This window comes from Aeromonas sp. 96A (assembly GCF_051919165.1).
GTDB lineage: Bacteria > Pseudomonadota > Gammaproteobacteria > Enterobacterales > Aeromonadaceae > Aeromonas > Aeromonas veronii.
In genome coordinates this window covers 4,255,077-4,281,327 of sequence record NZ_JBQBFE010000001.1, presented here as the reverse complement: position 1 = coordinate 4,281,327, position 26,251 = coordinate 4,255,077, and the positions used below count along the sequence as shown (strand labels likewise).

The window sequence follows — 26,251 nt, the reverse complement described above, 5'->3', positions numbered from 1 at the left end:
TGTGTCATGTTCGACCAGCACGCTGGTTCGACAGACAGCAGGGGAAGGCGCAATCCCTTCCCCTGTGACTGGCAACAACCGGCCGATGGCGAACCATGCTACCGGCGTTGCTCTTGTCTGGTGACGATGGCCTGATTACTTGGCCATCTCTTTTTCGACCAGCTGGATCAGGATGTGGATCACCTTGATGTGCACTTCCTGAATACGGTCGGCATAGCCAAAGTGCGGCACGCGGATCTCGACATCCGCCAGACCCGCCATCTTGCCGCCATCCTTGCCGGTCAGGGCGATCACTTTCATCCCTTTGGCGCGGGCCGCCTCGATGGCTTTCAGGATATTGCCGGAGTTACCGCTGGTGGAGATACCAAGCAGCACGTCGCCACAGCGGCCGACCGCTTCTACGTAGCGGGAGAAGACATAGTCATAGCCAAAGTCGTTGGAGACGCAGGAGAGGTGGCTCGGATCGGAGATGGCGATACCGGCATAACCCGGGCGGTTCTCGCGGTAACGACCGGTCAGCTCTTCGGCAAAGTGCATGGCGTCACAGTGGGAGCCACCGTTGCCACAGGAGAGCACCTTGCCCTCTTCTTTGAAAGAGTCAGCCAGCAGTTTGGCGGCCGCTTCGATGTTTTTCAGGTTCTGCTCATCAGCCAGGAAGGCCTGCAGCACGCTGGCAGCTTCGGTCAGTTCATTGCGGATCAATTCTTGGTACATGATGTCTCTTCCACTGTTTTTAGTGTGCGTGTAGATCGCGGCTATTCTCGCACAAGCGAATCGCACAGTCGCCCCCCTGCGAGCCACAGCGCTGGCGGCGCGTGAGCGTTATGGGGATCACAGAGAGAAGGTAATGAAGATGTAAACAGCTTGATAACTTTGTGCGTATGAATTACAACAGGGGCCATATCCAACAGGTCAGACCTCTGGATCAGTTACGCCACGTTGGCAATCTTTCACGCAAGGAGCAAGCAATGACGACGACCCTCACTCTGCTCGGGGTGATCCTGGTTATCGGAGCCCTGGCCTATCGCCGGGCATCCCTGTTCATCTCCACCCTGGTCACCGGCGCCGCCCTGGTGCTTGGCGCCATCTATGGTCATGTGCCCTTGCTGGTATGGGCGCTGTTCGCGGTGATCGCCATCCCGCTCAATCTGGTGGAATTTCGCCGCAATCAAATAACCAAGCCGCTGTTCAAGATCTACAAATCGATCATGCCGGAGATGTCCCGCACCGAGAAAGAGGCTATCGAAGCGGGCACCACCTGGTGGGAAGCCGATCTGTTCGCGGGCAACCCGGACTGGAAAAAGCTGCACGCCATTCCGGTCAGCACCCTCTCTGCCGAAGAGCAGGCCTTTATGGATGGCCCGGTCGAGGAAGTATGCCGCATGGTGAGCGACTGGGAAGTGACCCACGAGCGCGCGGATCTCTCCCCCGAGGTGTGGCAATACCTGAAGGACAACAAGTTCTTCGCCATGATCATCAAGAAGAAATATGGCGGTCTGGAGTTCTCGGCCTACGCCCAGTCCTGTGTCCTGCAAAAGCTGTGCGGTGCCAGCGCCGTGCTCGCCTCCACCGTCGGCGTGCCCAACTCACTGGGCCCGGGCGAACTGCTGCAACACTATGGCACTGACGAGCAGAAAGATTACTACCTGCCCCGCCTGGCGGTAGGCAAAGAGATCCCCTGCTTCGCCCTGACCAGCCCGGAAGCGGGTTCTGATGCCGGCTCCATCCCCGACTTCGGTATCGTCTGCAAAGGCGAGTGGGAAGGCAAAGAGGTGCTCGGTATGCGCCTCACCTGGAACAAGCGCTACATCACCCTCGCCCCTATCGCGACTGTACTGGGTCTCGCCTTTAAACTGCGTGATCCGGAACACCTGCTGGGCGAAGAGGAAGAGCTCGGCATCACCTGCGCCCTCATTCCCACTTACATCAAGGGGGTCGGCATTGGCCGTCGCCACTTTCCGCTCAACGTGCCGTTCCAGAACGGCCCGACCCAGGGCAAGGATGTGTTCGTCCCGCTCGATTTCATCATCGGTGGCCCGGCCATGGCCGGTCAGGGCTGGCGCATGCTGGTCGAGTGTCTGTCAGTCGGTCGCGGCATCACATTGCCCTCCAACAGCACAGGTGGTGTCAAGATGCTGGCCCTGGCGAGCGGCGCTTATAGCCGCATCCGTCGCCAGTTCAAGCTGCCTATCGGCAAGATGGAAGGGATTGAAGAGCCGCTGGCCCGCATCGGTGGCAATGCCTACATCATGGGCGCTGCAGCCAACCTGACCGTGACCGGTATCGACCTTGGCGAAAAGCCCTCGGTCATCTCCGCCATCGTCAAATACCACCTCACCGACCGTGCCCAGAAGTGCATCATAGATGCCATGGACATCCACGGCGGCAAGGCCATCTGCATGGGCCCCAACAACTATCTGGCCCGTGGCTATCAGGGTGCCCCCATCGCCGTGACGGTGGAAGGGGCCAACATCCTGACCCGCAGCATGATCATCTATGGTCAGGGCGCTATCCGCTGCCACCCGTATGTACTGCCGGAGATGCTGGCCGCCAGCCACCCCGACAAGGAGCAGGCGCTGAAGGATTTCGACAAGGCGGTATTCAGCCACGTCGGCTTTGCCATCAGCAACCTGGTGCGCAGCTTCTGGCTCGGTATCACCGGCGCCCGCTTTGCCGCGGCACCGTACAAGGATCAGACCAAGGGCTACTACCAGCAGCTCTCTCGCCTCTCGGCCAACCTGGCGTTCCTGTCAGACATGGCGATGGGCACCCTGGGTGGCGAGCTCAAACGCAAGGAGCGGGTCTCCGCCCGTCTTGGCGACGTGCTGAGCCAGCTCTATCTGGCCTCCAGCGCCCTCAAGCGCTATCAGGATGAGGGACGCCAGCAGGCCGACCTGCCGCTGCTGCACTGGGCACTGCAAGATGCCATGTTCAAGGCACAAGAGGCGATCGACGAGCTGCTGCGCAACTTCCCGAACCGCTGGATTGGTCTGGCCCTGCGTGCCGTAGTACTGCCGCTGGGTCGTGACCTGAACCGTCCGTGCGACAAGCTGGATCAACAGGTTGCCCGTCTGCTGCAAACCCCGAGCGAAACTCGCAGCCGCCTGGCCAAGGGCCAATACCTGACTAGCGAAGAGGGCAACCCCTTCGGTCTGCTGGAGCAGGCGCTCGATGACGTGCTGGCCGCCGAGCCGCTGTTCGAGAAAGTCTGCAAGAGCGATGGCATCAAGCGCCCCTTCATGGCACTGGACAAGGTGGCCGACATTGGCCTGGCCGCTGGCGTACTGACCCAGAGCGAAGCCGAGCTGCTGCGCCGCGCCGAGGTAAGTCGCCTGCGCACCATCAACGTCGATGATTTTGACCCCATCGATCTGGTGGCCAACAAGAAGCTGTTTGAAGCCTCCGCTTACCATCACGCGGCCTGATAACCAGCTATCGACAACGCCTCCCTTGTGGAGGCGTTTTTTATGGGCGCTCACCACTACTCACGGCCCGAACAGCCACCACTTGCACGCACAGCTCCCCCGACCAGCTGCAGCCCCCGTGTGGTCAGCCGGGAAAAAAGGCACAATAGCCGACAAATCGAATCACCAAGGAAGCCAAGATGACCCTTGAGCACCTGATCCTGTGGCGCCGCGACCTGCACCGCCTGCCAGAAGCCGCCTGGAAAGAGTTTCGCACCACCAGCCTGATTGCCCACCATCTGAGCGAGCTAGGTTATCGCATCGTGCTCGGCGACAAGCTGCTGGCCAGCAATTTGATGATGGGCCGTGATGTGGATGTGGCGGCCGAGAAGGCTCGCGCCCGCCGTCAGGGTGCCCATCCCGACTGGCTGGAGCGGATTGGCGATGTCACTGGCCTGATGGGAGAGCTGGATACCGGTCGTCCCGGTCCGACCCTGGCCTTTCGCTTCGATATCGATGCGGTGGAGGTGGAAGAGTCCGACGCCGAACAGCACCAACCGCAGCAAGAGGGTTTTGCCTCCCACAACAAGGGGTGGATGCACGCCTGCGCTCACGATGGCCACACCGCCATCGGCATGGGGCTGGCCAGCCAGCTGATGGCGATGAAAGAGGAGCTGTGCGGACGCATCAAGCTCTTCTTCCAGCCCGCCGAAGAGGGGTGTCGCGGTGGCAAGGCGCTGGCTGCCGGTGGCGCACTCGATGACGTGGATGCCCTGCTCTCGCTCCATATCGGCATTCACGCTGGCAGCGGCGAGCTGGTGATCAACCCCACCGAGTTTCTCTGCTCCACCAAGTTCGACGTCCACTTTATGGGCACCGCTGCTCACGCCGGGCTCGAGCCCAATGCCGGCAGCAATGCGCTGGCCGCCGCCTGCATGGCCACCACCGCCATGCTCGGCATTCCCCGCCACCGCGATGGCATGACCCGCATCAACGTCGGCCAGCTTCACGCTGGCAGCGGCCGCAACGTCATCCCCGATCATGCCGAGCTGCGCGGTGAAACCCGCGGCGCCGACAGCGCGCTCAACGACTACATGTTCAGTCAGGTACAGCGCATCGTCGAAGGTACCGCCCTAGCCAACGGCGTCACCTACCGCATCATCAAGCAGGGTGAGGCCATTGCCCTCGACAACAGCCCGGCGCTGCAGGCCGAGCTGGCGGCGCTGGCCCGCAAGCAAGGGCTTGCCACCATCCAGACTCGCCGCTTTGGCGCCAGTGAAGATGCCGGTTTTCTGATGGAGCGGGTGCAAAAACAGGGTGGCGAAGCGGCTTACCTGATCCTAGGGGCCGATCTGGCGGCGCCGCACCATCACAACGAATTCGATTTCGATGAGCGGGTGATGCAAAGCGGGGTAGAGCTACTGGCCGCCTGGACCCGTGCCCGACTGGGTGTGGCAGAAGCAGCCCTCTCTTGATATCCCCTCGGCAAGCTCACCGGCTAACGGGATCAAAAAAAGGCGCCTCGGCGCCTTTTTTCTGCAAGAAAAACCTGACCGCTACTCGCGGAGCTTGCGATGCACATCGGGGCGGCCACCAGTCACGCTATCGGCTCTCCCCTCCTCTTTGGCCTTCTCGGCCCGCTTTTTGCGCATCTCGCGGGGATCGGCGATGAGCGGACGGTAGATCTCGATACGATCGCCGTCGTGCAGCGGCTCGCTCCCTTTCACCGGGCGGCTGTAGATGCCGAACTTGTTGACCACCAGATCGATCTCAGGGTGTTTTTGTACGATGCCGGACTGCTCGATGGCCGCCAGCACGCAGGTCTCGGGCGCCACCCGCAGGGCAATCACCGTCTGCTGCTGCGGCAAGGCATAGACAACCTCGATATTGAGCGGGTCAGACACCGTATACCTCCTTCGCCCGGTTGGAGAAGGCGGAGACCATGGAGCTCACCAGATCACGGAATACCTGACCAAAGGCCACCTCGATGAGCTTGGAGGTAAACTCGAAATCGAGATCAAACTCCACCTTGCAGGCGTCGACATCGAGCGGGGTAAAGGTCCACCAGCCCGCCAACTTGCGGAACGGGCCATCCACCAGCTCCATCCTGATCTGGCGGTTCACATCCAGCTGATTGCGGGTGGTAAAGGTCTTGGCAATCCCCGCCTTGGCCACATCGACCGACGCCATCATGTAGTCATCGCCAGCCTCGTGGACACGGCTGCCGACACAGCCGGGCAAAAACTGCGGATAGGCATCCACATCGTTAACCAACTTGAACATCTGTTCTGCACTGAACATCACCAGGGCACTGCGCGTAATTCGGGGCATGGCTTTTCCTCATCCAATCGGCGCGATTTTATCACCATGTTTGGGGTTGTGGAGGTAAAACCTCAGCCAAACCGCTCAGAAAGCCACCACTTGACCTGCTGCGCGTTTTACAGCCGCCCCTGCCTACGTATAATACGAGCCTCCTAGTCATTGCCGGAAATCGCCCGTCATGAGCAAAAAAAACAGTAAAAACAAAGCCGGGTCCAGCACCATTGCACTCAACAGAACCGCGCGCCACGAATACTTCATCGAAGAGAAGATCGAAGCGGGTCTGTCCCTGCAAGGGTGGGAAGTCAAATCCCTGCGGGCGGGCAAGGCCAACATCAGCGAAGCCTATGTCATCTTCCGTGATGGCGAGGCCTATCTGTTCGGCTCCAGCTTCCTGCCACTGCAAGCGGCCTCCAGCCATGTGGTATGTGACCCGACCCGCACCCGCAAACTGCTGCTGAGCCGTCGTGAACTCGACAAGCTCGAAAGCCTGATTGCCCGTCAGGGCTACACCATAGTTCCCCTCGCCCTCTACTGGAAACAGTGCTGGGTCAAGGTCGAAATCGGCCTGGTGAAGGGCAAGAAAGAGCACGACAAGCGCGAAGATACCAAGGCCCGCGAATGGGATCGGGAAAAAGCCCGCATCATGAAGAACAAGCATCGCGGCTAACCTGCGACTGGCAGCATCAGAACGCCGGTTCACCTTCCCCCGGCGCAGCTGGCTCTGCAGGCTCAGCTGCGTACAATAAATCGGCAAACAGACTGGCTGTCAGAGGGAATGGGTATCAACGCCTTGCTATGACAGCATTTTTGCGTACAATCGCAATTAACAACTTGGGGCTGATTCTGGATTCGACAAGATTCACGAAACCCAAGGTGCATGCCGAGGTGCGGTAGGCCTCGTTAATAAACCGCAAAAAAATAGTCGCAAACGACGAAAACTACGCACTAGCAGCTTAATAACCTGCATAGAGCCCTTCTACCCTAGCTTGCCTGTGTCCTAGGGAATCGGAAGGTCATCCTTCACAGGATCGTGTGGAAGTCCTGCTCGGGGCGGAAGCATTAAAACCAATCGAGCTAGTCAATTCGTGGCGTGTCTCTCCGCAGCGGGTTGGCGAATGTAAAGAGTGACTAAGCATGTAGTGCCAAGGATGTAGTAATTTTGGACGGGGGTTCAAATCCCCCCAGCTCCACCAAATACCGGTCCAACAGTGACCAACGAAGTTCAAGAAACCCGCACAGCGTAAGGCTTTGCGGGTTTTTTGTTGTCTTATGCTGTCCAAGGGGATGCGTTGCCATCCAGCCCTTTTAGGCATATCGTTAGGTATATGGTTCTGTATACCTTCAGGAGCGTATGCCTATGCCTCGTATCACCCGCCCCTTGTCCCCAACCGAGATCAAAGCAGCCAAGCCCAAGGAGAAGGAATACACCCTCTGCGACGGGGCGGGCCTGGAGCTCGTCATCAAGCCCAATGGTTCTAAATTGTGGCGCCTGCGTTACTACCGCCCTCTCACTAAGCAGCGAAATATGATCAGCTTCGGCTCATACCCTACGATGTCATTGGCTGACGCGAGAGAGAAGCGCTCCGAAGCCAAAACGTTGCTGCAACAAAACATCGATCCCCAACACCATCGTGACGAGCAGGTATCCGCTGCGTTATCGCTGAGCGAGCACACCTTTGAAGCCGTCGCCAAGCGCTGGCTTGATGTCAAACGCCCTTCCGTTACCCCGGCATATGCTGAGAATCTTTGGCGCTCGCTCGAAATGTACCTGTTCCCCGAGATAGGCACAGTGCCAGTTATGGAAATAAAGGCACAGCGAGCCATCAAGATCATCGAGCCTATCGCAGCAGCAGGAAAACTCGAAACCGTGCGTCGCCTCACCCAGCGGGTGAACGAAATCATGACCTTCGCCGTCAACTCTGGTCTGATCGACGCCAACCCTTGCTCGGGGATCAGCAAGGTATTTCAGCGTCCAGCCAAACAGCACATGCCCAGCATTAACTCCAACCAGTTGCCGGAACTGATGAATCGGCTATCGAAAGCCAGTATCAATTTGCAGACCCGCTGCCTTATCGAATGGAGCTTGCATACCTTGGCTCGCCCCAGCGAAGCAGCCGGAGCCCGGTGGGCAGAGATCGATATGGAAAAGAAACTCTGGAGGATCCCACCAGAGAGAATGAAGAAGCGCAGAGGTCATGATGTGCCATTAACACCACAGACCCTTGCCTATCTGGAACTCATGCGACCGATCAGCGGCCATCGTGAATTTATCTTCCCTGGTATCCGTAATCCTAAAACGCACACCAACGAGCAAACAGCCAATGCGGCCTTAAAACGAATGGGATATGAAGGGACCTTGGTCGCTCATGGCCTGCGAGCCTTGGGCAGCACAACCCTTAACGAGAGAGGATTTGATCGAGACGTTATCGAGTCCGCCTTGTCACATTCTGACAAGGACGAGGTGCGTAGCGCCTATAACCGCACGGATTATCTGGAACGTCGCAGAGAAATGATGGTCTGGTGGTCAGAGCATATAGATGCCGCATCCAAGATCGGCTCAGCGCTGACATGGATACCACCAACAATGGCTGGTTAAGTTATTTACTGGCCCCAAACTGATTATCAATAAAGCAGAAGACACCAAGACTCTCTTGGCGCCCACAAAAACAAGTATCAGATGATCCTGTTGGATGTGATCACTACTCGTTGAGGTTTGCCTGATACAACATTAGATACAGGGGAGAGCCTTGGCTCTCTCCTGCGACAAGAACCTATAAAGATCCCGCCTCCTGCCTTTTAATGTGACGACCGCAGAAATACTCCGCCTGTGTAGCGTTATCACCGTAAAGCCGATGCCCACTCATTAGCCATTCGAACACGGTTAGCGCAGTCTCCTCTTGGTCTATACAGTGGTACGCTACACGCCCCAAGCCTGGCTCCATTGGAAGTCGCTCAACTTCTTTGCAGAAACGAAAGCGCCGCAAGATGCACTCACGCCAGTATTCTGCCACTCGATAGGCAAACCACTCAGGCCTTGTCGCTTGTTTACAGTCACTGAATAAGAAGACCATCCGCACCAACGTCATGTCGTGAGAGCGACTCACACGGCAGACCACACACTCCAACTCTTCAAATAAAGCTCGAGTCTCGGTACTCGATGCCAGCGAGGTAGCTAGCCACTCTGTCGCAATGCAAACATCATTAAAATGCCGGGCACCGAAATAAATTTCCAAGCTCAACGCATAACGCGTCGATACTGGGTCAGTCGCCCCCCACCATAATTTCCTTAGAAGATCCTTCGTCAGGACTGGCTTTAGATCATAATGCGCCGAATAACCACAAACTGTAGGTGTATGCACATACTGTTCAAACTCTGGCTGCACGTTTTCGCCTACGACTTCACTCTTGTTAATTTCCGTCATCTTACTCTCCTTACTTTACAAAAGGTTGACTACTACCAAAATTACGCTGACCGGGAACCTTTGTTCTGGTCTTCGCTAAATAAGCAGCTCGCAATAAAAACTCGCGAAACACAGGGGAATGTATCGTTGCAGCACGGCGGTCAAATACGTACGCAGGGCTCTTCGGAAAATGCACTAAAGATGCATAGTCCGGGTAGGTAAGCCCAAGGGCACTACACCAAGCACGCTGTATCCTAAGGGCCATATTATCGCTCTCAGCGTTACAGTAGGCCCCCAAGTACGCATAGATGTCTTTATTAAAGAGCAGTACCACGTGATAATGCTGACTCGCACTCGAGTCCTGCTCGCGCACCCAGATATATGCAGGGAAGGCTGGCTGTCCTCGCCTTCCCTTACGGGTATGGTCCGCCAGTAATTGGCTTTTCAGTGATGCAAAGAAACGTGTAATTACCGCTGGGTCTTGCCGAGGAAAGCACAGTGGTATGTCAGGCTCCCCCTGCCAATTAGTTTGCGGCAAACGCAAGTCCACACGTACAGCAAATACACGGGGATATATATCCAAGCTGCTTGTAATGACCTGTGTTAACTTGGTTAAGTAATAGGGTGAAACACCCCCATAACGCAGCTCAGCTTCAGCAAGCAGCTTATAAAGCTCCTCTGGGCTAAGCTGGTAGCCCAATGATGAATTCATCTCGCCTCCTTTTGATCAGGCATGGTTGACCCAAATGCATGTGCAATTTATAGATGGTTCAGAAGTGGCCGTTGCATTTCACTCATCCAATTAATGGATGGTGTGATATTTAAATTCGTTATGTACCTCTTTGCTTTTCACATAAAAGATGGCAGCTATCCACAATGACAAATTTTAACTATTGGCATATGTCAATGTGTATAATACATATACCAGATATCAACCGCTTCATTATTCTTAGCAAATCATTGGAAATAGTTTCCCTGCGACTCGGAAATTACTATCCATGCATCTTCAGACTAAAAACAATTTACTCTAAAGTTATCTAACGTCACTTTCCATGCATTATAGCGAGGCACCATTACCCGCAATATTATATGGGTCATTAGTATAATTTCGCAGGTAAGTTGTACGCCCATGAATAACAACAAGGCGTCCTTGTCTCGCTAGAGTTTCAACAGCTTGGTCTAATCGAACTTTGCTTCTAGCACAATTAGGACCATATTGACGCACATGGTTTTTTCTTACGCCTGGCATACGAAAAAAATCAAGTCGCTGCTCTAACCATGTATATATGGCGTTTGCATCCTCTTCTTCTTTCGTCACTGCACCACTTGTATTGGTTAGGTTGATAAACTGATACAAATACCATCTGCCAAGCTGTATCGCTGCATTCAACACCTGCTCATTAACCTCCAGAGAATCATGATTAAAAAAAGTGATAACAGCTGATATCCTTAGCATCTGTTCCATCAATTTAGATACAACATCACGATAAGGGTACAGATCCTGCCCTTGGTTTATTCTTTGTTCTAAATTATTGTATTCTCGAAACCATAACACTTTTGCCTCTGGAGATAATTGGACTACTTGACGCGCTGTATTAGTTCGCCTGCGTGCTAGCGTTGTCTCTAGCAATGTCTGCAATCGATTATCAAAAAATTCCTGTAATGGGCTTCCGCAGTAAGCCTTATAAGGAATACTATTCGCCAAACGCTGTCCCTGAGTAGATTTAGGTTTTGAAAACAAACATCTGGCTAAAAATCCAGAACCTCTGACTTTTTCACCATGCTTTTCTAAAAAAGCATCAAATAGTTTTGGTTGAACCATCAATGCCAGTGTAACTCTCGTATCACTGATCCGTTGGGGTTCAGTCGTCTTTCGTTCTACTAATATATCACTTGCACTCCATAATGAGTTCAAAAATGAAGTGTCTGATAACAAGCTGCTTTTCAGCATACTACCTCCCTCATCTGAAAAAAGCCCTAATGTACCTTGTTCAACTAATCGCGACTTCACTGCAGCAGGAGTTGCATCATTAACAAGCCATTCAATACGAATCGGTTTTACAGGGCGCATTTGCAACAACAATGCAACCTCTGTCTTTCGTTGCGCCGCTTCTGCACCTCCATTTTTCAGGGAAGTCTTCCATAACCCATTTGTAGCCGCATATTCAGTTTCCCAGAGTTGATTCGCTATTTGATAATCAGCCATCTCTTGGTTGTAACTGGCAGATAGCTTTACCTGATAGCGATGTATTGAGGCCATAATAATGCTATCGACTGTACTCTTCCGCTCACCAGAATCAGCAAGTGTCAGCAGATATAAATTGATGGGATGTCGTTTCCCATCAGGTCGAGTGATATCGACGAGATCTTGGCATCCTAAGCTCATTGCACTCAAGACCGAAGCAAAGATCAAACTTACTGGTGCTTGCGTATCTTCGTGTACGGACAGAACCACTTCACGTAGTTGCGCAGGCAATACACCTATTGGAAAGCCATCAGTAAGCGAATATGTCTTTGGAGGCCGCCTCATCATTCCCCCTTAACCTGTCGTTGGCACCAGGAGTAAATCTGGTGTTCAAACCAACCAATACTGTTCTCGCCTAACCGAAGTGGCTTCGGGAAATGCTTGTCATAGCGCCTCGACTTAGGGTTAAGACGATCGTAAATCGTCGAGCGGCTAAGACCGATCAACGCTACCAACTCTTTCATTCGGATTACCCGCCCTGACCAGTTAGCAGGAGGGGTAGGTATGACGCCTTGGATTTTATCCTGCATCTTGTGACCTCTGTCATGTGTGTTGAAGACACAACTAAGGTATAAAAACCACAGCCTGAATTGGTCGGCAAATTTGCGGAGGCAAGACAGCAATGTCAATAAAACAAGCTGAAACTCTCGGTCATCACCATGTCCTAAGCCATCTGCTGTGGGCACTAGACCTCTACGATACGAAAGATCGCAGTTCAAGATTGAATGAAATGCGTAGTTACGACCAGAAGCAGAGCATCTACATTGAGACACTCCAAGACAGACTGATCCAAGCCTTATGTGATCAAACACCGGCTGTTTCAGTCTTGGTAAATGGATTACTTGATTTCAGTGAAGCAGCTACCACTGTGGTTCTATCTAAAACTGTTATTTCGCCGATAGCTAAAGAAAAAATATATCATCAATATACCAAGCATATTCTTTGCCCTATTCTTGTTAGCTGCATCGAGCTAATGATGGAGTTCAGAGAACACTCGCCTTTTGTGAGACACCTAGATGAACTATTAAAAAGAACAAATGAACATGGGTTAGCACATGCAGCACGTAGAATGCTGCTTGACATTATCGACATCCCCGAATGCAAAGTATATCTGGGTGAATTGATAAACTTAATAGGAAATATAAAGCCGGGCCGAAACCAACGTAGAGCAACAATCAGGGGATATATACAGAGCGCTACAATAGAGTGCAATTCAATTCGCGATGTGAAAATACGAAACAAATGTTTGAACCAATTGGTTATTTTGCAAGATGCATACTCGGCCTGTATCGCAGCAATATACTTCGATAATAAAACTGGGCTAGGTCAGTATCTCGCTCGCCACTATCAAGAAGCATCAGATAAATTCATTCATCTTCTTGATGTCCGGATAAAATCACTCAGCGGTATGATAACGACATCCATTTATGCTAAAAATACATTAGGCTTAGCGCTGTCCCATGATGCTAAAGAACATATTGAGAAACTGTGGTGTTTCGCAGTTAAGGAATTACCCGCTGTCAAAAACAAATATCATAACCAGAGTATCCAATCATTATTTTACCTACTCAATGAACCTGATTTTAATTCTCTACCGATAAAAACTCAGGAAAAGGCTGAAAAATTTATCAACCAAGCTATGACAGATGCTAAGCTTGGCTATTTGAAACCATACGCGGCAATATTCCATACACTACATTTAATTAAGAACAATGAACTTGAAAAAGCTAGCCAGCTATTGGCGGATAATATTACAACCATATATAATGACACCGTAGGTTCATTACCATCTCATGCATCCATGTTACAAATTGCATTAGCAATCAAACTTACACCAAGTGAAATTAAAAATGGGCGGTTCACATCGTTAGTACAAAACATCATCAACTCGCAGTCACTTTATGCTGATGCTCGTATTGATGATAGTTTCCTACTACAGTTGCACTATGAGTCTTTCATCACACATCATTACTCGCATTCAATTCTTCGCAGCATTAGATATTACAATGATTTGGTATGTAAACGCTTATGTATATCAGAAGAACGCCCCCAACAGGCGATCTTAGACACATGGTGCCAGGTAGAATATGCCCTTTCTAAAATCGACAAAAAACTTGATCGTTTGACAGGAGAAAATATAGAACCATCGATTCACAACATCCTAACCAAAGCTGAAAAGGAAAAACCATTTATCACTTACCTGCCTAGCTCTACTTTGTACAATTGCGTAAGGGAGTGCTTGGGGTTGCGAGCTTATTTACATATTTCAGATACCGACCACCCATGCACCTCAAAAATGCTTAGTGATACGCAGTATAGATTAACCTTGCTTAAAACATTAAATCCCACACAGTTCGAAGAGGAGTCTCGTTGTAGAGCATTAAACTAGTGCCTATACGCCAACGCTGCTATTCCTGCTACTAGTAGCAGGAATAGCTATTTTCACAATGCCATTTCGTCATTTTTTCAAATCTATATTACTTCCTGACACACTGTGATATATGTCCATCCAACTCAGGAGATATTAATGGCGCACCTAATTGACACCATGGCCTACACTGGCCAAACCCCTTGGCATGGCCTTGGCAATGTCTTACCCCCGCAACAATCCCTCGATATCTGGCTGCAGGCAGCCGGGATGGATTGGACCATCGAGCAGAGCGACGTGATGTTTAACGTCGCCTCCGATGCGTTGCATATTCGCCCCTACAGCGACAGCAAGGTGCTGTATCGCTCTGATACCCTCGCCCCCCTGTCGGTAGTCTCTCAGCGCTACAACGTGGTACAGCCTCACGAGGTGCTGCACTTCTATCAAGACCTGGTAGAAGCCGGTGGCTTTGAGCTGGAGACCGCAGGCTCGCTCAAAGGTGGCCGCAAGCTGTGGGCACTGGCTAAGACCGGCCAGGATCTAAAACTCAAAGGCAATGACTTGGTAAAGTCCTATCTGCTGTTGGCGACCAGTTGCGACGGCACGCTCTGCACCACGGCGCAGTTCACCTCGCTGCGAGTGGTCTGCAACAACACCCTGCAGATGGCACTGCGCGGCACTACCGGAGCCATCAAGGTGCCACACTCCACTCAGTTCGATGCGGCGACCGTAAAAGAGTCGCTTGGGCTCGGGCTGTCTCATTGGGATGAGTTCAAGGCACAGACTAAGGAATTGGCACAACGGCCCGTCGCCCCTGAAGAGGCGCTGCGCTTTTTCAGCGACTTGTTGGCGCAACCGCTGGATGAGGAGAACATCATTCTCACCAAGCCGGTACAACGACTGCATGAGCTCTATCAGGGCGCAGGCATGGGCTCAGAACTTACGAGCTCCCGCAATACCGCCTGGGGGCTGGTCAATGCGGTCACTGAATACGTGGATCACCACCGCCGAGCCCGCAGCCAAGATCACCGGCTTGATTCCGCCTGGTTTGGTCAGGGCGCCCAACTCAAATCCCAAGCCTTGAATCAGGCTCTCACTCTGCTGCAGTAATTCCGCTTCCCCATTCAAACCGCATAACGAACTCACCCGGACTGGCACAAGCCAATCCGGGCGTAGCCATTTATGCCGTCAACAAGGAATAGTCATGAAAGCAAAAGCCAAATACGGCCAGGCCCTGCGACTGGCCTCCACTACTCAATTAACCCGCGAGCAGTGGCTCGCTATCCGCAAACTAGGGATCGGCTCTTCCGATGCCGCCGTGGCAGTCGGGCTCTCCCCTTACAAATGTCCGCTCGGCCTGTGGTTGGAGAAGACTGGCCGCAAGGAGCCGGAGGATATCTCTCACAAGGAAGCGGTGCTGTGGGGCATCGAACTGGAACCTGTGCTGGCGCAGGTCTACGCCAAACGCACCGGCTATAAGGTGCGCCGGGTCAATGCAGTGCTGCAACACCCAGAGCAACCCTTCATGCTCGCCAACCTCGACCGGGAAGTAGTCGGCCATCCCGATGGACCGGGCATTCTGGAGATCAAGACCGCCAGCTATCACAGCGCCCCCCAGTGGGAGGAAGGAGTGCCGGTGGCTTATCAGTGTCAGGTACTCCATCAACTGGCCGTCACCGGCCATGCCTGGGCCGAAGTGGCTGTGCTGATCGGCGGCCAGGATTTCCGGATTTATCGCATCGAGCGCGATGAGGAGAAGATCCAGGATCTCACCGAACGGGAAGCGCAGTTCTGGCAGATGGTGCAACAAGATCAGCAGCCCGAGCCTGACGGCTCCAGTGATGCCGCCAATGCCCTGAGCTGGCTCTTCCCCCATGACGATGGCCAGACGCTGGATCTCTCCGATTCTCCCGAGTTCAACAGGCTATTTGGGGAGTTGCTGCGATTGCGTCAGCAAAAGGAAGCCGTCGAGCTGCAGGAGTCACAACTCAAGCAGCGGCTACAAGCCACTTTGGGTGAAGCCACTGCTGGGCTGTTTGCCGATGGCAAGATCACCTGGAAGCGCAGTAAAGACCGGCTAGCACCGGACCTGGATAAGCTCGGTCAGGATCATCCCGACCTGCTCACCCGTTACGTCAAACCGGTGCCCGGCGTGCGCCGTTTCACCATTCAACCCTTGAGGCAAACACCATGATCAAAGGACTGGCGATTACCCCGCCCGTGATCGGGCGGATCTGCATCGGCAAGCTGGTGCAAAAACAGGATAAGTGGGTACCGGAGAAGGACGACAGTTTCACCCTCACCACCCAGATACAGCAAAAGGGGGGATGGTTGCTCCATCCCCTGCATCAACACTACTCATCGCAGAAAAGTGGCCAGGGGCAGGAGCAAACCAAGATCCGCGCCATTCCAGTGAGGGTGCTGTTCAACGACAGCGACTTGAATCTGCGGGCGGAATACAGCGCCTTTGACCGGCAAACCGGCAGGCCGCTGTGTGTCGGGAATGGGGAGGTGGCAAGACGCGTGGGGGCACAAGGCATGGAGGAGGTCTGCTGCCCTGGACCCGAGCGCTGCGCCTTTGCAGGGCAACAGGGCTGCAAGCTGTACGGGCGACTGAACCTGTTTGTGGAGGGGCAAGGGGATGAGCTGGGCAGTTTTATCTTCCGCACCACCGGCTACAACTCGGTACGCACCCTGGCGGCGCGACTGAAGTACCTGGAGGCAGTGAGCGGGGGCCATACCCGCTATCTGCCGCTCACCCTGCGGTTGCGAGCCAAGAGCACCACCCAGTCGTACCGCACACCGGTCTACTACGTGGATTTGACCTTGCGGGAAGAAACCAACCTGACTGAGGCAGTCAAACAAGCACAGGAGGCCGCCCGGCGTGATCAAGAGGCGGGGCTCGCCATCGACCAGATGGAGCAGGCCGCTCGCGACCTGCTGCGAAATGGCCAATTTGAGGATATCGATGAAGAGGTGCCGATGCTGCTGGAGGAGTTCTCTCCCGAAGCCAACAACGACGAAACGGCTAATGGTAACGCTGGTGTGGAGGCGACTACCTCACATGCCGCACCGCAGAGGCCGCAACCAAGAAGGAGTCCGCTCACCAACAAATTGGGGAAAGGAACCCCATCCCCTCCCCCAGTAAATGGCGGGTGATCAGCTGTGACGCGCCAACCGCTCCACCAACCGTTCTACCGTTTCCAGCAACAGGGTTCGGTCAGCATCATCAAGGCGAGCCAGTTGCTGGCTTAGCACAATGCCCTGCTCGGTCGGGCGATTACTGGTCTCGCGCAGAAAGTCCGCCAGCTCACAGTCAAACAGCTGAGCGAGCTCCGCCAGCCGCACCACGGTCGGCACCACAATTCCCCGCTCCATTCGAGAGACGGCTTCCATCCCGATATTGAGGTGTTCAGCCACCTGCTCTTGGGTAAACCCGGCCTGGTTACGCTGGCGTCCAATCGCCTTACCCACGTTCTTGGCTAACTGCTCAAAGTTGATATCTGTCATAAGTCCTCCAACCAACTCTTATGGTTGGATATAGACCTGTTGACATGAAGAACCATGAGAGATGAGTATCAACCTATTGGGTTGATATTGGTGCTTTGGCGTGGAATTTCAGAACGAAAGTAAATCCATCACCCAATACTCCACAACCCTAATTTCCCGCTGATCAACCACCGCATGGCCATGGGAAATGAAAAGTCATTTTTTATCCATAAGGAGACATCATGAAACGTTACTTTGTTATCGCGGGCCTGCTTTTTCTGGCCCTGACCATCAACATCGCCTGGACCGGCAAAGCCCCTTGGCTCGGGTTCTGGGGGCTGACCGCCTCCTTCGTGTTCGGCACGCTTTTTACCGGGGTTGGCATGTGTATCGGAGAGTGGTTTCGCCGCTTTACTCACCCGGACTGGATCTCGACCAGCGGCGCTGTCGAGACCTTCAAGGCCAAGATATTTTGGCTGATGGGGCCACAGGCCATCGGGGCGCTGATCGGCTTTTTCGCCTTTCAGGGCTTTATGAACAATATCCTCGGCTATGCCGTGTAAGGAGTGTGGGATGCATCAATGGATAATAGCTCTGCTGGGCTTGCTGCTAACGCCCGCCGTGCTGGCGTTTGGAGACCATGGCCGCTGGAACGATGGCTGGGGTCAGGGGGTAACGGAGTACTCAGCAACGGTCGATGACGCGACCTATCTCTATCTATCGTGCCGGATGGGCCAGCTTAGCCGCATCGAACTCAACCAAGCAGGCCAAGCACCGACTGAAACCGTTTGGCTACGCATCGATGGCCATACCTATCCCCCGCTATCCAGCATGGTGGCAGGGAATGACAGTAAGGCGTTCTATGACATGTGGGCCGCGCTGCGCTCAGCCAAGTCGCTGCAAGCCATCACCCAGGATGGCCGGAGCATCGAGCTGCCGGTCGCGGGTGTACAAGAGACGCTAATTGCCGCTACGGACGCGGCCTTTGGTTGTGCCTTTCCGGCTCCGGAGCCTGAGCCAGCCGCCGCCCACTTGAACTTTGAACTACGCGCACAACAGGGCGTACTGCAGGTCGTGTCTCGTAATGACCCTGTCACGATTAAAGACATCACCATCAACCGTGGCCAGTGTCAGCTGGTTCGGGAAGTGCCGAGTGATGATTGTGTCAGCGGTCGTGTGAAATGGAGCACCTGTCTCGCCAGTAAAGACCGGTTAAAACCAGAGTACATCACGCAGGTGTTCCCTGTTGCGATGAACTTTGGACAGCAAACTCGGTTCACCCTCAAGTCAACACCGCTGTGCCGAGTACTGGAGGTGGTTATTCATACCGACCGGGGAGATGCCGGTTACACCTTCGAGTGAGCCCACTCCACTTCGCTATGCCCGGTCTCGTACCGGGCTTTTTGTTTTCTAAAAGGAGCAGACATGCAACCTGGTGACCATCTGATCGTAAGCCGATGGGGCTACGACCATCACGGCCTCTACGCGGGCAATAACCAAGTCATTCACTATACCGGACCTTTCTCGAGTGAAGGCCCGGTGACAGGGCGGATTATTGTCTCATCGTTGGAGATATTTACAGACAATGGCGACTGCTGCCTGCGTGAATACAACCACCGTTACTACAGCCCGAGCGAAAGCCTGGCACGAGCACATCAACGGCTAGGAGAGCGGGCCTACAACCTGCAGTTCAACAACTGCGAGCACTTCGTGACCTGGTGTATCCAGGGTGTGCACCACAGTGAGCAGGTAGACCAGGCGTGGAGTACCGTCTTGCTAGCCATCACGCTTGCACAAACGCCCCTGCCGCCGATCCGCACAACCGTGCCTACGTTCCCCGCACTACTCACACCGCTGACGAACAAGCTGACAACCTGGCTAATGCCCTGGCGACTGCGCTAGTCCCAACCCTTTATTCGGAGAACTCCATGACCATTCCCTTTTTCCGGAACGGCTTTGCCCTGCCCGTTGCACAAGCATTGCTGGTTCTGCTCGACCAGGAAGTCGCTAAAACCGAGCTCAATCTAGAGCGCTTAACCCAACTGACTTTCAACTTCCGCAACCCCGGCTACAGCGTCGAACAAGGATGTGTGCATCCGGTCGAGATCCGCCTGATCCGTGGGCTCGATGGCTGGCTGTTCGATTACGTCACCGACTTCAGCTACCAAGGATTGGGCCCAGATGCTGAGCTCTGCAAAGAGCTCGATTTCAACTTCCTCGATGGGGAACACACCATGTTGGGCTGGGGACCGCTGCGGCTAGCCGAAGCGCGGGAATTGTTCGACATCTGGCAAAGCAACTTCATTGCCTACTGCCGGTTGGAATGCTTCAGCGTCACGGTCGCAGGAGATTAGGAGGTCACGATGATCCAAGAATTAGCGCTCTCCCACTACTCACGCCAGTGGCTGGGACGAGTCGCCACCAGCGCCAAGCTAACCCCCACTCGCAGTGGTCAACGTTGGCTGCTGCACCTGACTCCAGATAGCCCACCAGCCCGTACAGTCACCTTACAAGTGCGCTGGTCTGGCGCACAGTGGCAACTGCTCTCCCTCACCAATGCCGAGGACTGGCACACCATAAGCCAGCCGAGAGATGAGATCTGCATCGACCCCAAACGTCGCTGTTTCTGGCATTGCCAAGCAGGGCCGGTGCCGCTCACCGAGCAACCCCGCGTACTGGCCAACTTTCTGGCTGACCTGCAGCGCATCTGCATCCATCGCGGCTATGCGGTGGAGAGTGACCCCATCCCTGACAAGGAGACCGAAGATGATTAACTCCGTGATCGCCATCGAGCTGGAGGCTTATCTTGAACACGATGGTCAGATTGAAGCAGTGCATGACCAAGGCCAGCCGGTGGCCGGTAACGCCCTCTACCTACGCTATGAAAACGAACGGGGTGACAGACTGGCGCAATGGCTGTGCGATCACCCGGATCACTGCTGGCTAACCCAGTTCGGCATCCTACTAGCCACCAGTGACTACATTCCGCTGCACGACTTCACCCCGCACACCTTGGCGGCCTGAACACAGCCAACCAAGCATGCGGTCACACCCCATTCAGTAACCAATTAACCAACTACTTCGCCTACCCTGCCGCATCCAACGTGGTGGGGCGATGGCGTATGGAGCCTAATCATGTTGCATCAAAAACTCACCGCCGGGGAGCAACCCGGCACCTACCGGGTGACTGACCTTGTCACCGACGATGACCTGCTCACCATCGCCCAAGCTGTTGCCCGGCAGAAACTGGCCAAGGGAAAAGCTATTACCGATAAACACGTGGCCCATCAAGCCATGCAAGGGCTGCTGCAAACACGGGATCGCGAAGTTTTTGCGGCACTGTTCCTCGATAACCAACACCGGATCCTGGCCTACGAAGAGCTGTTCCTTGGCACCCTGTCCGCTGCGACCGTCTACCCCCGCTATGTCGTCAAGCGGGCACTGCACCACAATGCTGCCGCCCTGATGCTGGTGCATAACCACCCGTCGGGATACCCGGAACCCAGCCGGGCAGATATAGAAATAACCCAGCGCCTACAGGATGCCCTGGCACTGGTGGATATCCGGATCTTGGATCATCTGGTGGTCGGTACTGAGGGAGTGGTGTCGCTGGTCGACCGGGGCGTGTTGTAACGCTCTTTACCCCTGTCACACCTGTAAATCTCTCACCTTCCTCCGCACATTTAGAATCAAAGGAGAACGCCATGATTGAGTTCACCGACAGCTTTAGCCAGGCCGCCGTAGCGGAGGCCATGTGTGCCCACTCAGGACTCGCCAAGCTGGTCAGTCAGCTGTTAATGCTGCCGGGCTTTGCCTATGCCCACGATGTGGAGGGGCGACGTATTGGCGGGCCACTGGTAGCGCCCAACCCGGTGCTGCACAAGACAACGTTCTTTGTCAGTCCCCGCGATATGCGTGAACACCTGCCACGTGAGATTAACTTCGCCCGCTTTCGCAGTGCCTGTAATGCATCAGGTCAACCGGTCGGTGAGTGGCAACGGGTGATTGTCGGAGCCTACGTCAACCACGGCAGCAATAATGCACCGGATTGGGGTAGCCATACCTGAGCCATGATAACCTGCGCATGCCCCACAGCCAGCCCCTCGGTATGAGGGGCTATTTCCGTTGGAAGGAAGCACAACGACACTGATGAGAAGATAGCAGCGGTGTGGTATCTCCATCCCGGCGAGATCATCGACAAAATGAACGATGCCTACCGATTCAAACAAAGTATGAAATCAGCCAGCTAACCCTATTCATTTTTTGATGCTGATTGATAGGTATGAGTAGAAGCAGCTTGTGACTACTTGATTTCCGATTTAGTTGAGCAAAATTAAACCTAAAATTTCTCAATTTCGCGAATTTATTGCTTTTGGTGGTTGTAAAAAAAAGCTTTAAATGTTGTTTATCTACTCAATGACCATAGTCAAATTCTCCGGTTTTAATAAACGTCACTTCAAACGCCTTACAAGGCCTGAACTGCTGCAAACGATTGACGAAGCTGAACGCATCGTTCATCTCGTAGTGCTGGAAGATGTCTAGGCCGCGATCCAGGGAGATTTTCCAGCCATGGTCGGTCACGATGTGGCGGGCGTGGATCGTGCCGGTGCCATCGAACTCCCAGGTGAAGTTAACGCCAACCGCGCTGGCGGATTCCTTCATCTTCTCGAAGTTATCCTTCTGCTGTTCACCTTTAAACTCGTCTTCCGTCGTCACAAGATGCACGGAGACCTCCTCATCCGGAGCCTTGAACTTGACCACGGTCTCCAGGAATTCCATAAAGTTGCGCACCTGGTAGAACAGTCGGATGTACGGATCTGTGACAATGATTGCGGGCGCGCCCTTGAGATAAGGGCCGAGCAGCGTATCGAAGGAGAGGCCCTTCTGGTTCTCCTGAAATGTGAGGTGTTTTTCCTTAAGGGCAGACTCTGCCGGTAAGGAGGGCTTATGTGGATCTTGTTGCAAGTCTGGCGGCGCAGTTTCTACGATTTCCCCAGCTTCATCTTCTGCGATGGTCTTGTGGTAGTAGCCGGGGTATTCCTCCTCTTCGAGCGTGGTGACAGGCTTGGCATGGCCATCACTGTCTTGATAGGCAAAGCAGACGTTGCCGTAGGTGGTGTCGATACGCATCAGTTGGTCTTTGACGCGCTTGCGACCTTCAATCGCGAAACGTAGCAGCTCCTCAACTTCTTCCTTGGTTGCCCCCCCATGCGGAAAGATGATCTTCATCAAGCCGGAAAATGTCTTGTTGATGCCATCGCGGTCCCGCGTCGAGATATCTGAGGAAAGAGAGAAGTACTCCTTGTAACGGTCCGAGTAATCGTGATTTCGCAGCGAGCGGAGGATCTCGGCCAGATAGTCCACCACGAAGCCGTAACCACTGGAGAACATCTCACCCCGGATGATGTCGACCTCCCAGCCAGGGATGTAGAAGTGGATGCGGTCAAGAAATGCGGAGTCGTAAAACTTGTCGGGTAGCTCGCAAAACAGGTCCGAGTGCTTAAGCATATAGGGCACGGTGTGCTGGGTGTTGCCCACGAACACCATAGAAGCCTCTGCGCCCAAGGTCTCGACCCCTCGCGAGAAGGACTTGTTGGCCATGTAGTTCTTCATTATGTCGACAAGGGCCTTGTCCACGCGTTTTTGCTTTCCGGCAAACTCGTCGAAGGCGACGCAATCCCAGTAGCCGACCAGGCCAATCTTCCCGGAAGAGTTGTTCACGAACAACTTGGGAACCGTAACCTCGCCGCCCGAGATCAAGATGCCATGCGGCGAGAACTCCGAGTAGATGTGCGATTTACCGGTTCCCTTGGGGCCAAGCTCAATCAAGTTGTAATTGCGTTCGCAAAACGGGATCAGGCGAACCAGTTGGGTTAGCTTGCTACGCTTGCCGAACATCTGCGGGTTGAAGCCGATGCTTTGCACCAGCAGGTCGATCCACTCGTCGGTCGTGAATTGCGCTCTAGCTTTAACATAACCGTCGAAATCGAAATGGGAGAGCTGGATCGGCTTGAGGGTCGACAAGATCCAAGGGCTGGCGCTTTTGTCTTCGGTAAACTCATATTCCAGATCAGCAATACACCACACACCACCAACCAAGAGCTTGGGATGTTTTTTCACCGTCACGGAATCAACAAGGACCTCTTTGATACCGAGATTGGAGAACTGCGCCTGGTAGACATCCTTTTTTTCGTTTAGGTCAACACTGATCCTGTCGATGACCTTATAGCGCCCCTTTTCCTTGATGTTCGAGCGGACCAACCCGGCTTCATTCCGGTGAACATAATGCTTGGCCAAGATCTCCTTGACGGTCTGGATTCCGGTTTGGATGGTCGGCTCATCGCTGGTAGCGCAATACTGACCCAGCAGGTATTCCAACACGTAAGAGGGAACGATGGCGTTACCCTTGACCGTCTTGACGAGATCCTTGCGGACAACGAGCCCCGGGAAGTATGTGTTGATTTTTTTGTCAAATCCGTTCATCGGTCACCCGTTCTTTAGAAGTCGAAGTCGCTGGTAAATGAGCGCCGCATCACGTACCGGAGCGACCGGTATTCCTTGTAATGTGAAGTCCCAGCATGTTTCTCCTCCAGCCGCAGAATGACCTCCTGGCCATTAACCTCATCGGCCTTACGGGTCAGCACAAGGCGCACTTGCAGCTCACGCTCCCGTGGATTGTCCGAGTGGAGATCAAAGGTCAGGTCGTGGCTGTCGGAGATCAGCTCGCCAGCCTCAGTGTAGATGCCCGCCCGCAGCAAGCGCGGCTGTATCTTGTCCGTCACCGGTCCAGCCTGGTACAGGGTCACCGCAAGTTGCCCAGAGGTAATCACCGAGCTGGCTCCGCGCAGAATGTCCACCTCGACGGCGGTAATATCACTCTGGCGCTTTTTGTTGATCTTGATCACCGGGATCACAACCTCCTGCAACGACGCGCCACCATGCACAAAGCGGCTGCCGGAGCCCTTCAGGCGCAGACGGTTGATCGATTTGGGGATCTGTACCTGCACCTCACCGGCAAGACCCAGCTGTTCAGACGAAAAGCTGTGCAGGCTGGATGAATCAGCAAGCCCCTTGCCGAGCACGAAACGCCTGTCACGGTACAGAATCACCTCACCCTTAGCCTCGACACTGGCAAAATCGCTCTCATCCAGCGGTCGATGCTGGTAGATGAAACCATGATCGGCGGTGACTAGAATATTGTTGCCATTCGCCGCGGTCAGTTTCTTCACCAGCCTGACTATATCACCCAGCGTTTCTTCTGCTGCCTCAAACGCTTGTCCCTCGGAATGCATCTTGTCGCCGGTATGGTCGATTCGGTTGTGATAGATGTAGAGCACATCATTATTTTTCAATAACTCCCTGCTGCCATCGCGATCCAGCTGCATAAAGTCTTCAGCCGTTATCGCTTCACCTCTGTCATGCAACGCTGCACGTAAAATCTTGGTCCGGTTGGCCGTTCCCTGGGAGCTTTGCCCATCCACCAGCACGGTGCCGGTTTCGTTATCGGCAATCGCCAATGCCTGGTTGGGCAAAAGCGCTGCCATGCCAAGCTGGGTATAACTTGGCAGCATCGAAAGCATCGGTTCCAGTTCAGCGCGGTAACGGTCCTCTTGGCGGATGAGGCTCAGCAGTTCATCGCCGATCTCATAACGCATGGCATCGGAGATGATCACGCAGACCTTGTTGTCCTTGCGCAGGAATGGCCGGACCCAGTGCTCGAAAAACGTCTTCTGTTTGCGAACAGGAAAGGCCTCCCACTTCGATGCCGAATCCACAAAGGTCTGGAAGCTGTCGCCCAGTTTCAGCAGGTAGTTGTTGGAGTAGAGGTTTTCGATCTGCTCGGTCAGGCTGCCCATCAGCGACGTCTGTCCCGACATGCGTACATGATAAGTGAATTTGCGGTAGAGCTGGTCGAGCTGATACCAGAAGCGGCTATAACGCTGCAAGCCATCGGCCAGGCTGTCCATATCGAGCTTGGCTTCGCCCAGAGCGTGGGTGAACTGAGCGGCGTAATCGACCGCCTCGTACATATGCCGGTATTCGCGATACCAGTGGCCTTGCCGCCGCTGGCGAACCCAGATCGCCACATCACCACTGGAGGCAGTGCGGGCTGCCACCGCTCGCACCAGATCGCTGATGATCTTCTGGTCGATCAGGCGGAAATAATCCAACTCGATCAACTCGCGAAAATCCCGCTTGGCCAGATCCTGCTCAATTCCAAGTACCTCGGCGCATTCCCCAGAGAGGCTCTCAAAGCCCTCTTCGAACTGGCGGCTATCCTTCCAGCGCTTGAGGAATACCAAGGCGTCGCCGGTTAATTTCACCTGGCCGTCGGTGCTTCCTCCACCCACGGTCATCGTGTAGCAGGACTTGAACAACTCAATGGCAAAATCGCGGATACCCGGCTCGTCCGACTTGTAGCCATAGCAGCGGGTCATCTGTTCCCAGAGGAAACCATCCAGGCTACAGCGGCCGACCAGATTGATCTTTTCATCCCGGCCATCTGCCAGCTCCTGCAGCAGGTTTTCTACCACCGCGTCCATACGCGGCTCGCTACCGGTGCATACTGCCAGCATTTTCAGGCGGATCTGTCCGGCAGTGTCGTCAGGCTTAAGCAACTTTTTGAGGGCATCCTTACGCTTGGCCGCCAGGAAAAACTCCGCATGGGCCTGCACCACGTCTGTGAACTCAAGGCCGAGTTCCAATTCGGACAGCCAGATGGCTACCTGATCGGTGCGGAACTCGCCGTGGGCCAGCTGCACATCCAGTAGCCAGTTATCCAGATCGGCAGGCTGAGGGCCTTCACGGTAGAGCAGGAATTTCTGTTCCGGTTGCTCACGAAGCAACCTGTACTTGATGCCGTATTCGTTGTTAGCAAGCGTAAGCTTCTCGACGCCCGGTAGCTGCAGCGCCTCGAAGTCACCACGCAACTCCTGCTTGGCGTCGTACCAAAAGACGATCCGGTGCCGATCGAAGAGTTTGGTCAAGGCCTGGGCAATGCGGTTTTTCATTAATGGTGTTC

General features: G+C 54.1%; 26 protein-coding genes and 1 other RNA gene. 17 read left to right on the top strand and 10 right to left on the bottom strand.

Annotated elements, in window-relative coordinates; genetic code table 11:
- Positions 1-135: 135 nt before the first annotated feature.
- Positions 136-714 carry a D-sedoheptulose 7-phosphate isomerase gene (gene lpcA / locus ACTG2W_RS19935; RefSeq protein WP_429025383.1) on the bottom strand — a complete coding sequence of 193 codons (579 nt, stop codon included), beginning with the start codon at positions 712-714 and terminating at the stop codon, positions 136-138.
- 254 nt (positions 715-968) lie between these two features.
- Between lpcA and fadE the strand changes: the two genes are divergently transcribed.
- On the top strand, positions 969-3,425 hold the full coding sequence (gene fadE, locus ACTG2W_RS19930; protein ID WP_440016507.1) for an acyl-CoA dehydrogenase FadE: 2,457 nt from the start codon (positions 969-971) through the stop codon (positions 3,423-3,425).
- 179 nt (positions 3,426-3,604) lie between these two features.
- Positions 3,605-4,879, top strand: coding sequence for an amidohydrolase (locus ACTG2W_RS19925; protein WP_440016506.1), 1,275 nt, complete (start codon positions 3,605-3,607; stop codon positions 4,877-4,879).
- An 81-nt stretch (positions 4,880-4,960) separates the two neighbouring features.
- On the opposite strand, the gene ACTG2W_RS19920 is transcribed toward ACTG2W_RS19925, so the two are convergent.
- Both ACTG2W_RS19920 and ACTG2W_RS19915 read right to left on the bottom strand, forming a co-directional pair.
- Positions 4,961-5,308 carry an RnfH family protein gene (locus ACTG2W_RS19920; protein ID WP_236321995.1) on the bottom strand — a complete coding sequence of 116 codons (348 nt, stop codon included), beginning with the start codon at positions 5,306-5,308 and terminating at the stop codon, positions 4,961-4,963.
- Positions 5,301-5,735 (bottom strand): SRPBCC family protein, encoded by a 435-nt coding sequence (locus tag ACTG2W_RS19915; RefSeq protein WP_005334496.1) that lies wholly within the window; start codon positions 5,733-5,735, stop codon positions 5,301-5,303. Before ACTG2W_RS19915 ends, ACTG2W_RS19920 begins: the two co-directional genes overlap by 8 nt.
- A 169-nt stretch (positions 5,736-5,904) precedes the next feature.
- Between ACTG2W_RS19915 and smpB the strand changes: the two genes are divergently transcribed.
- From smpB to ACTG2W_RS19900, 3 genes are all read left to right on the top strand, one after another.
- Entirely contained in the window at positions 5,905-6,393 is a 489-nt protein-coding gene (smpB, locus tag ACTG2W_RS19910; RefSeq protein WP_005334498.1) for an SsrA-binding protein SmpB, read from the top strand.
- A gap of 166 nt (positions 6,394-6,559) precedes the next feature.
- Positions 6,560-6,919: a transfer-messenger RNA gene (gene ssrA, locus ACTG2W_RS19905) on the top strand.
- A 164-nt stretch (positions 6,920-7,083) separates the two neighbouring features.
- Complete coding sequence (locus tag ACTG2W_RS19900) at positions 7,084-8,322, top strand: integrase domain-containing protein (protein WP_440016504.1); 1,239 nt, start codon at positions 7,084-7,086, stop codon at positions 8,320-8,322.
- 175 nt (positions 8,323-8,497) lie between these two features.
- On the opposite strand, the gene ACTG2W_RS19895 is transcribed toward ACTG2W_RS19900, so the two are convergent.
- From ACTG2W_RS19895 to ACTG2W_RS19880, 4 genes are all read right to left on the bottom strand, one after another.
- Positions 8,498-9,148, bottom strand: coding sequence for a hypothetical protein (locus ACTG2W_RS19895; RefSeq protein WP_440016503.1), 651 nt, complete (start codon positions 9,146-9,148; stop codon positions 8,498-8,500).
- Positions 9,149-9,158: 10 nt separating this feature from the next.
- The gene (locus tag ACTG2W_RS19890) at positions 9,159-9,839 is read right to left on the bottom strand and encodes an inovirus Gp2 family protein (RefSeq protein ID WP_440016502.1); all 681 of its coding nucleotides are present in this window, start codon (positions 9,837-9,839) and stop codon (positions 9,159-9,161) included.
- Positions 9,840-10,184: 345 nt separating this feature from the next.
- Entirely contained in the window at positions 10,185-11,657 is a 1,473-nt protein-coding gene (locus ACTG2W_RS19885) for a YfjI family protein (RefSeq protein ID WP_440016548.1), read from the bottom strand.
- Entirely contained in the window at positions 11,657-11,836 is a 180-nt protein-coding gene (locus ACTG2W_RS19880; RefSeq protein WP_247627948.1) for a helix-turn-helix transcriptional regulator, read from the bottom strand. The genes ACTG2W_RS19885 and ACTG2W_RS19880 overlap by 1 nt, the downstream gene beginning before the upstream one ends.
- A 158-nt stretch (positions 11,837-11,994) precedes the next feature.
- Between ACTG2W_RS19880 and ACTG2W_RS19875 the strand changes: the two genes are divergently transcribed.
- The 4 genes from ACTG2W_RS19875 to ACTG2W_RS19860 all read left to right on the top strand — a co-directional run bounded on the left by ACTG2W_RS19875 (position 11,995) and on the right by ACTG2W_RS19860 (position 16,899).
- The gene (locus ACTG2W_RS19875) at positions 11,995-13,761 is read left to right on the top strand and encodes a hypothetical protein (protein ID WP_440016501.1); all 1,767 of its coding nucleotides are present in this window, start codon (positions 11,995-11,997) and stop codon (positions 13,759-13,761) included.
- Positions 13,762-13,899: 138 nt separating this feature from the next.
- Positions 13,900-14,850, top strand: a complete 951-nt coding sequence (locus ACTG2W_RS19870; protein WP_440016499.1) for a DUF932 domain-containing protein — start codon at positions 13,900-13,902, stop codon at positions 14,848-14,850.
- Positions 14,851-14,944: 94 nt separating this feature from the next.
- Complete coding sequence (locus ACTG2W_RS19865; RefSeq protein WP_440016498.1) at positions 14,945-15,934, top strand: YqaJ viral recombinase family protein; 990 nt, start codon at positions 14,945-14,947, stop codon at positions 15,932-15,934.
- Positions 15,931-16,899, top strand: coding sequence for a recombination directionality factor (locus tag ACTG2W_RS19860; RefSeq protein ID WP_440016497.1), 969 nt, complete (start codon positions 15,931-15,933; stop codon positions 16,897-16,899). The genes ACTG2W_RS19865 and ACTG2W_RS19860 overlap by 4 nt, the downstream gene beginning before the upstream one ends.
- Here ACTG2W_RS19860 and ACTG2W_RS19855 read toward each other — a convergent pair whose 3' ends face one another.
- Entirely contained in the window at positions 16,900-17,250 is a 351-nt protein-coding gene (locus tag ACTG2W_RS19855; RefSeq protein WP_440016496.1) for a helix-turn-helix domain-containing protein, read from the bottom strand. It abuts the gene before it with no gap.
- Between the two features lie 221 nt (positions 17,251-17,471).
- Here ACTG2W_RS19855 and ACTG2W_RS19850 point away from each other — a divergent pair, with 221 nt between their 5' ends.
- From ACTG2W_RS19850 to ACTG2W_RS19815, 8 genes are all read left to right on the top strand, one after another.
- Positions 17,472-17,792, top strand: a complete 321-nt coding sequence (locus ACTG2W_RS19850) for a hypothetical protein (RefSeq protein WP_179902655.1) — start codon at positions 17,472-17,474, stop codon at positions 17,790-17,792.
- Positions 17,793-17,802: 10 nt separating this feature from the next.
- A complete protein-coding gene (locus tag ACTG2W_RS19845) occupies positions 17,803-18,591 on the top strand; it encodes a hypothetical protein (protein WP_440016495.1) in 789 nt (262 codons plus the stop codon).
- Positions 18,592-18,654: 63 nt separating this feature from the next.
- On the top strand, positions 18,655-19,131 hold the full coding sequence (locus tag ACTG2W_RS19840) for a lecithin retinol acyltransferase family protein (RefSeq protein ID WP_440016494.1): 477 nt from the start codon (positions 18,655-18,657) through the stop codon (positions 19,129-19,131).
- Positions 19,132-19,157: 26 nt separating this feature from the next.
- On the top strand, positions 19,158-19,583 hold the full coding sequence (locus ACTG2W_RS19835) for a DUF2787 domain-containing protein (RefSeq protein ID WP_440016493.1): 426 nt from the start codon (positions 19,158-19,160) through the stop codon (positions 19,581-19,583).
- 9 nt (positions 19,584-19,592) lie between these two features.
- Entirely contained in the window at positions 19,593-20,003 is a 411-nt protein-coding gene (locus ACTG2W_RS19830) for a hypothetical protein (protein ID WP_440016492.1), read from the top strand.
- Entirely contained in the window at positions 19,996-20,253 is a 258-nt protein-coding gene (locus ACTG2W_RS19825; protein ID WP_440016491.1) for a hypothetical protein, read from the top strand. Before ACTG2W_RS19830 ends, ACTG2W_RS19825 begins: the two co-directional genes overlap by 8 nt.
- A gap of 111 nt (positions 20,254-20,364) precedes the next feature.
- Positions 20,365-20,862, top strand: a complete 498-nt coding sequence (gene radC / locus ACTG2W_RS19820) for a RadC family protein (RefSeq protein ID WP_440016490.1) — start codon at positions 20,365-20,367, stop codon at positions 20,860-20,862.
- 71 nt (positions 20,863-20,933) lie between these two features.
- A complete protein-coding gene (locus ACTG2W_RS19815) occupies positions 20,934-21,296 on the top strand; it encodes a hypothetical protein (protein ID WP_270661198.1) in 363 nt (120 codons plus the stop codon).
- A 346-nt stretch (positions 21,297-21,642) separates the two neighbouring features.
- Here ACTG2W_RS19815 and brxL read toward each other — a convergent pair whose 3' ends face one another.
- Both brxL and pglZ read right to left on the bottom strand, forming a co-directional pair.
- Entirely contained in the window at positions 21,643-23,712 is a 2,070-nt protein-coding gene (gene brxL / locus ACTG2W_RS19810) for a BREX system Lon protease-like protein BrxL (protein ID WP_440016489.1), read from the bottom strand.
- A gap of 14 nt (positions 23,713-23,726) precedes the next feature.
- Positions 23,727-26,240, bottom strand: coding sequence for a BREX-1 system phosphatase PglZ type A (pglZ, locus tag ACTG2W_RS19805; RefSeq protein ID WP_440016488.1), 2,514 nt, complete (start codon positions 26,238-26,240; stop codon positions 23,727-23,729).
- Positions 26,241-26,251 lie beyond the last annotated feature (11 nt).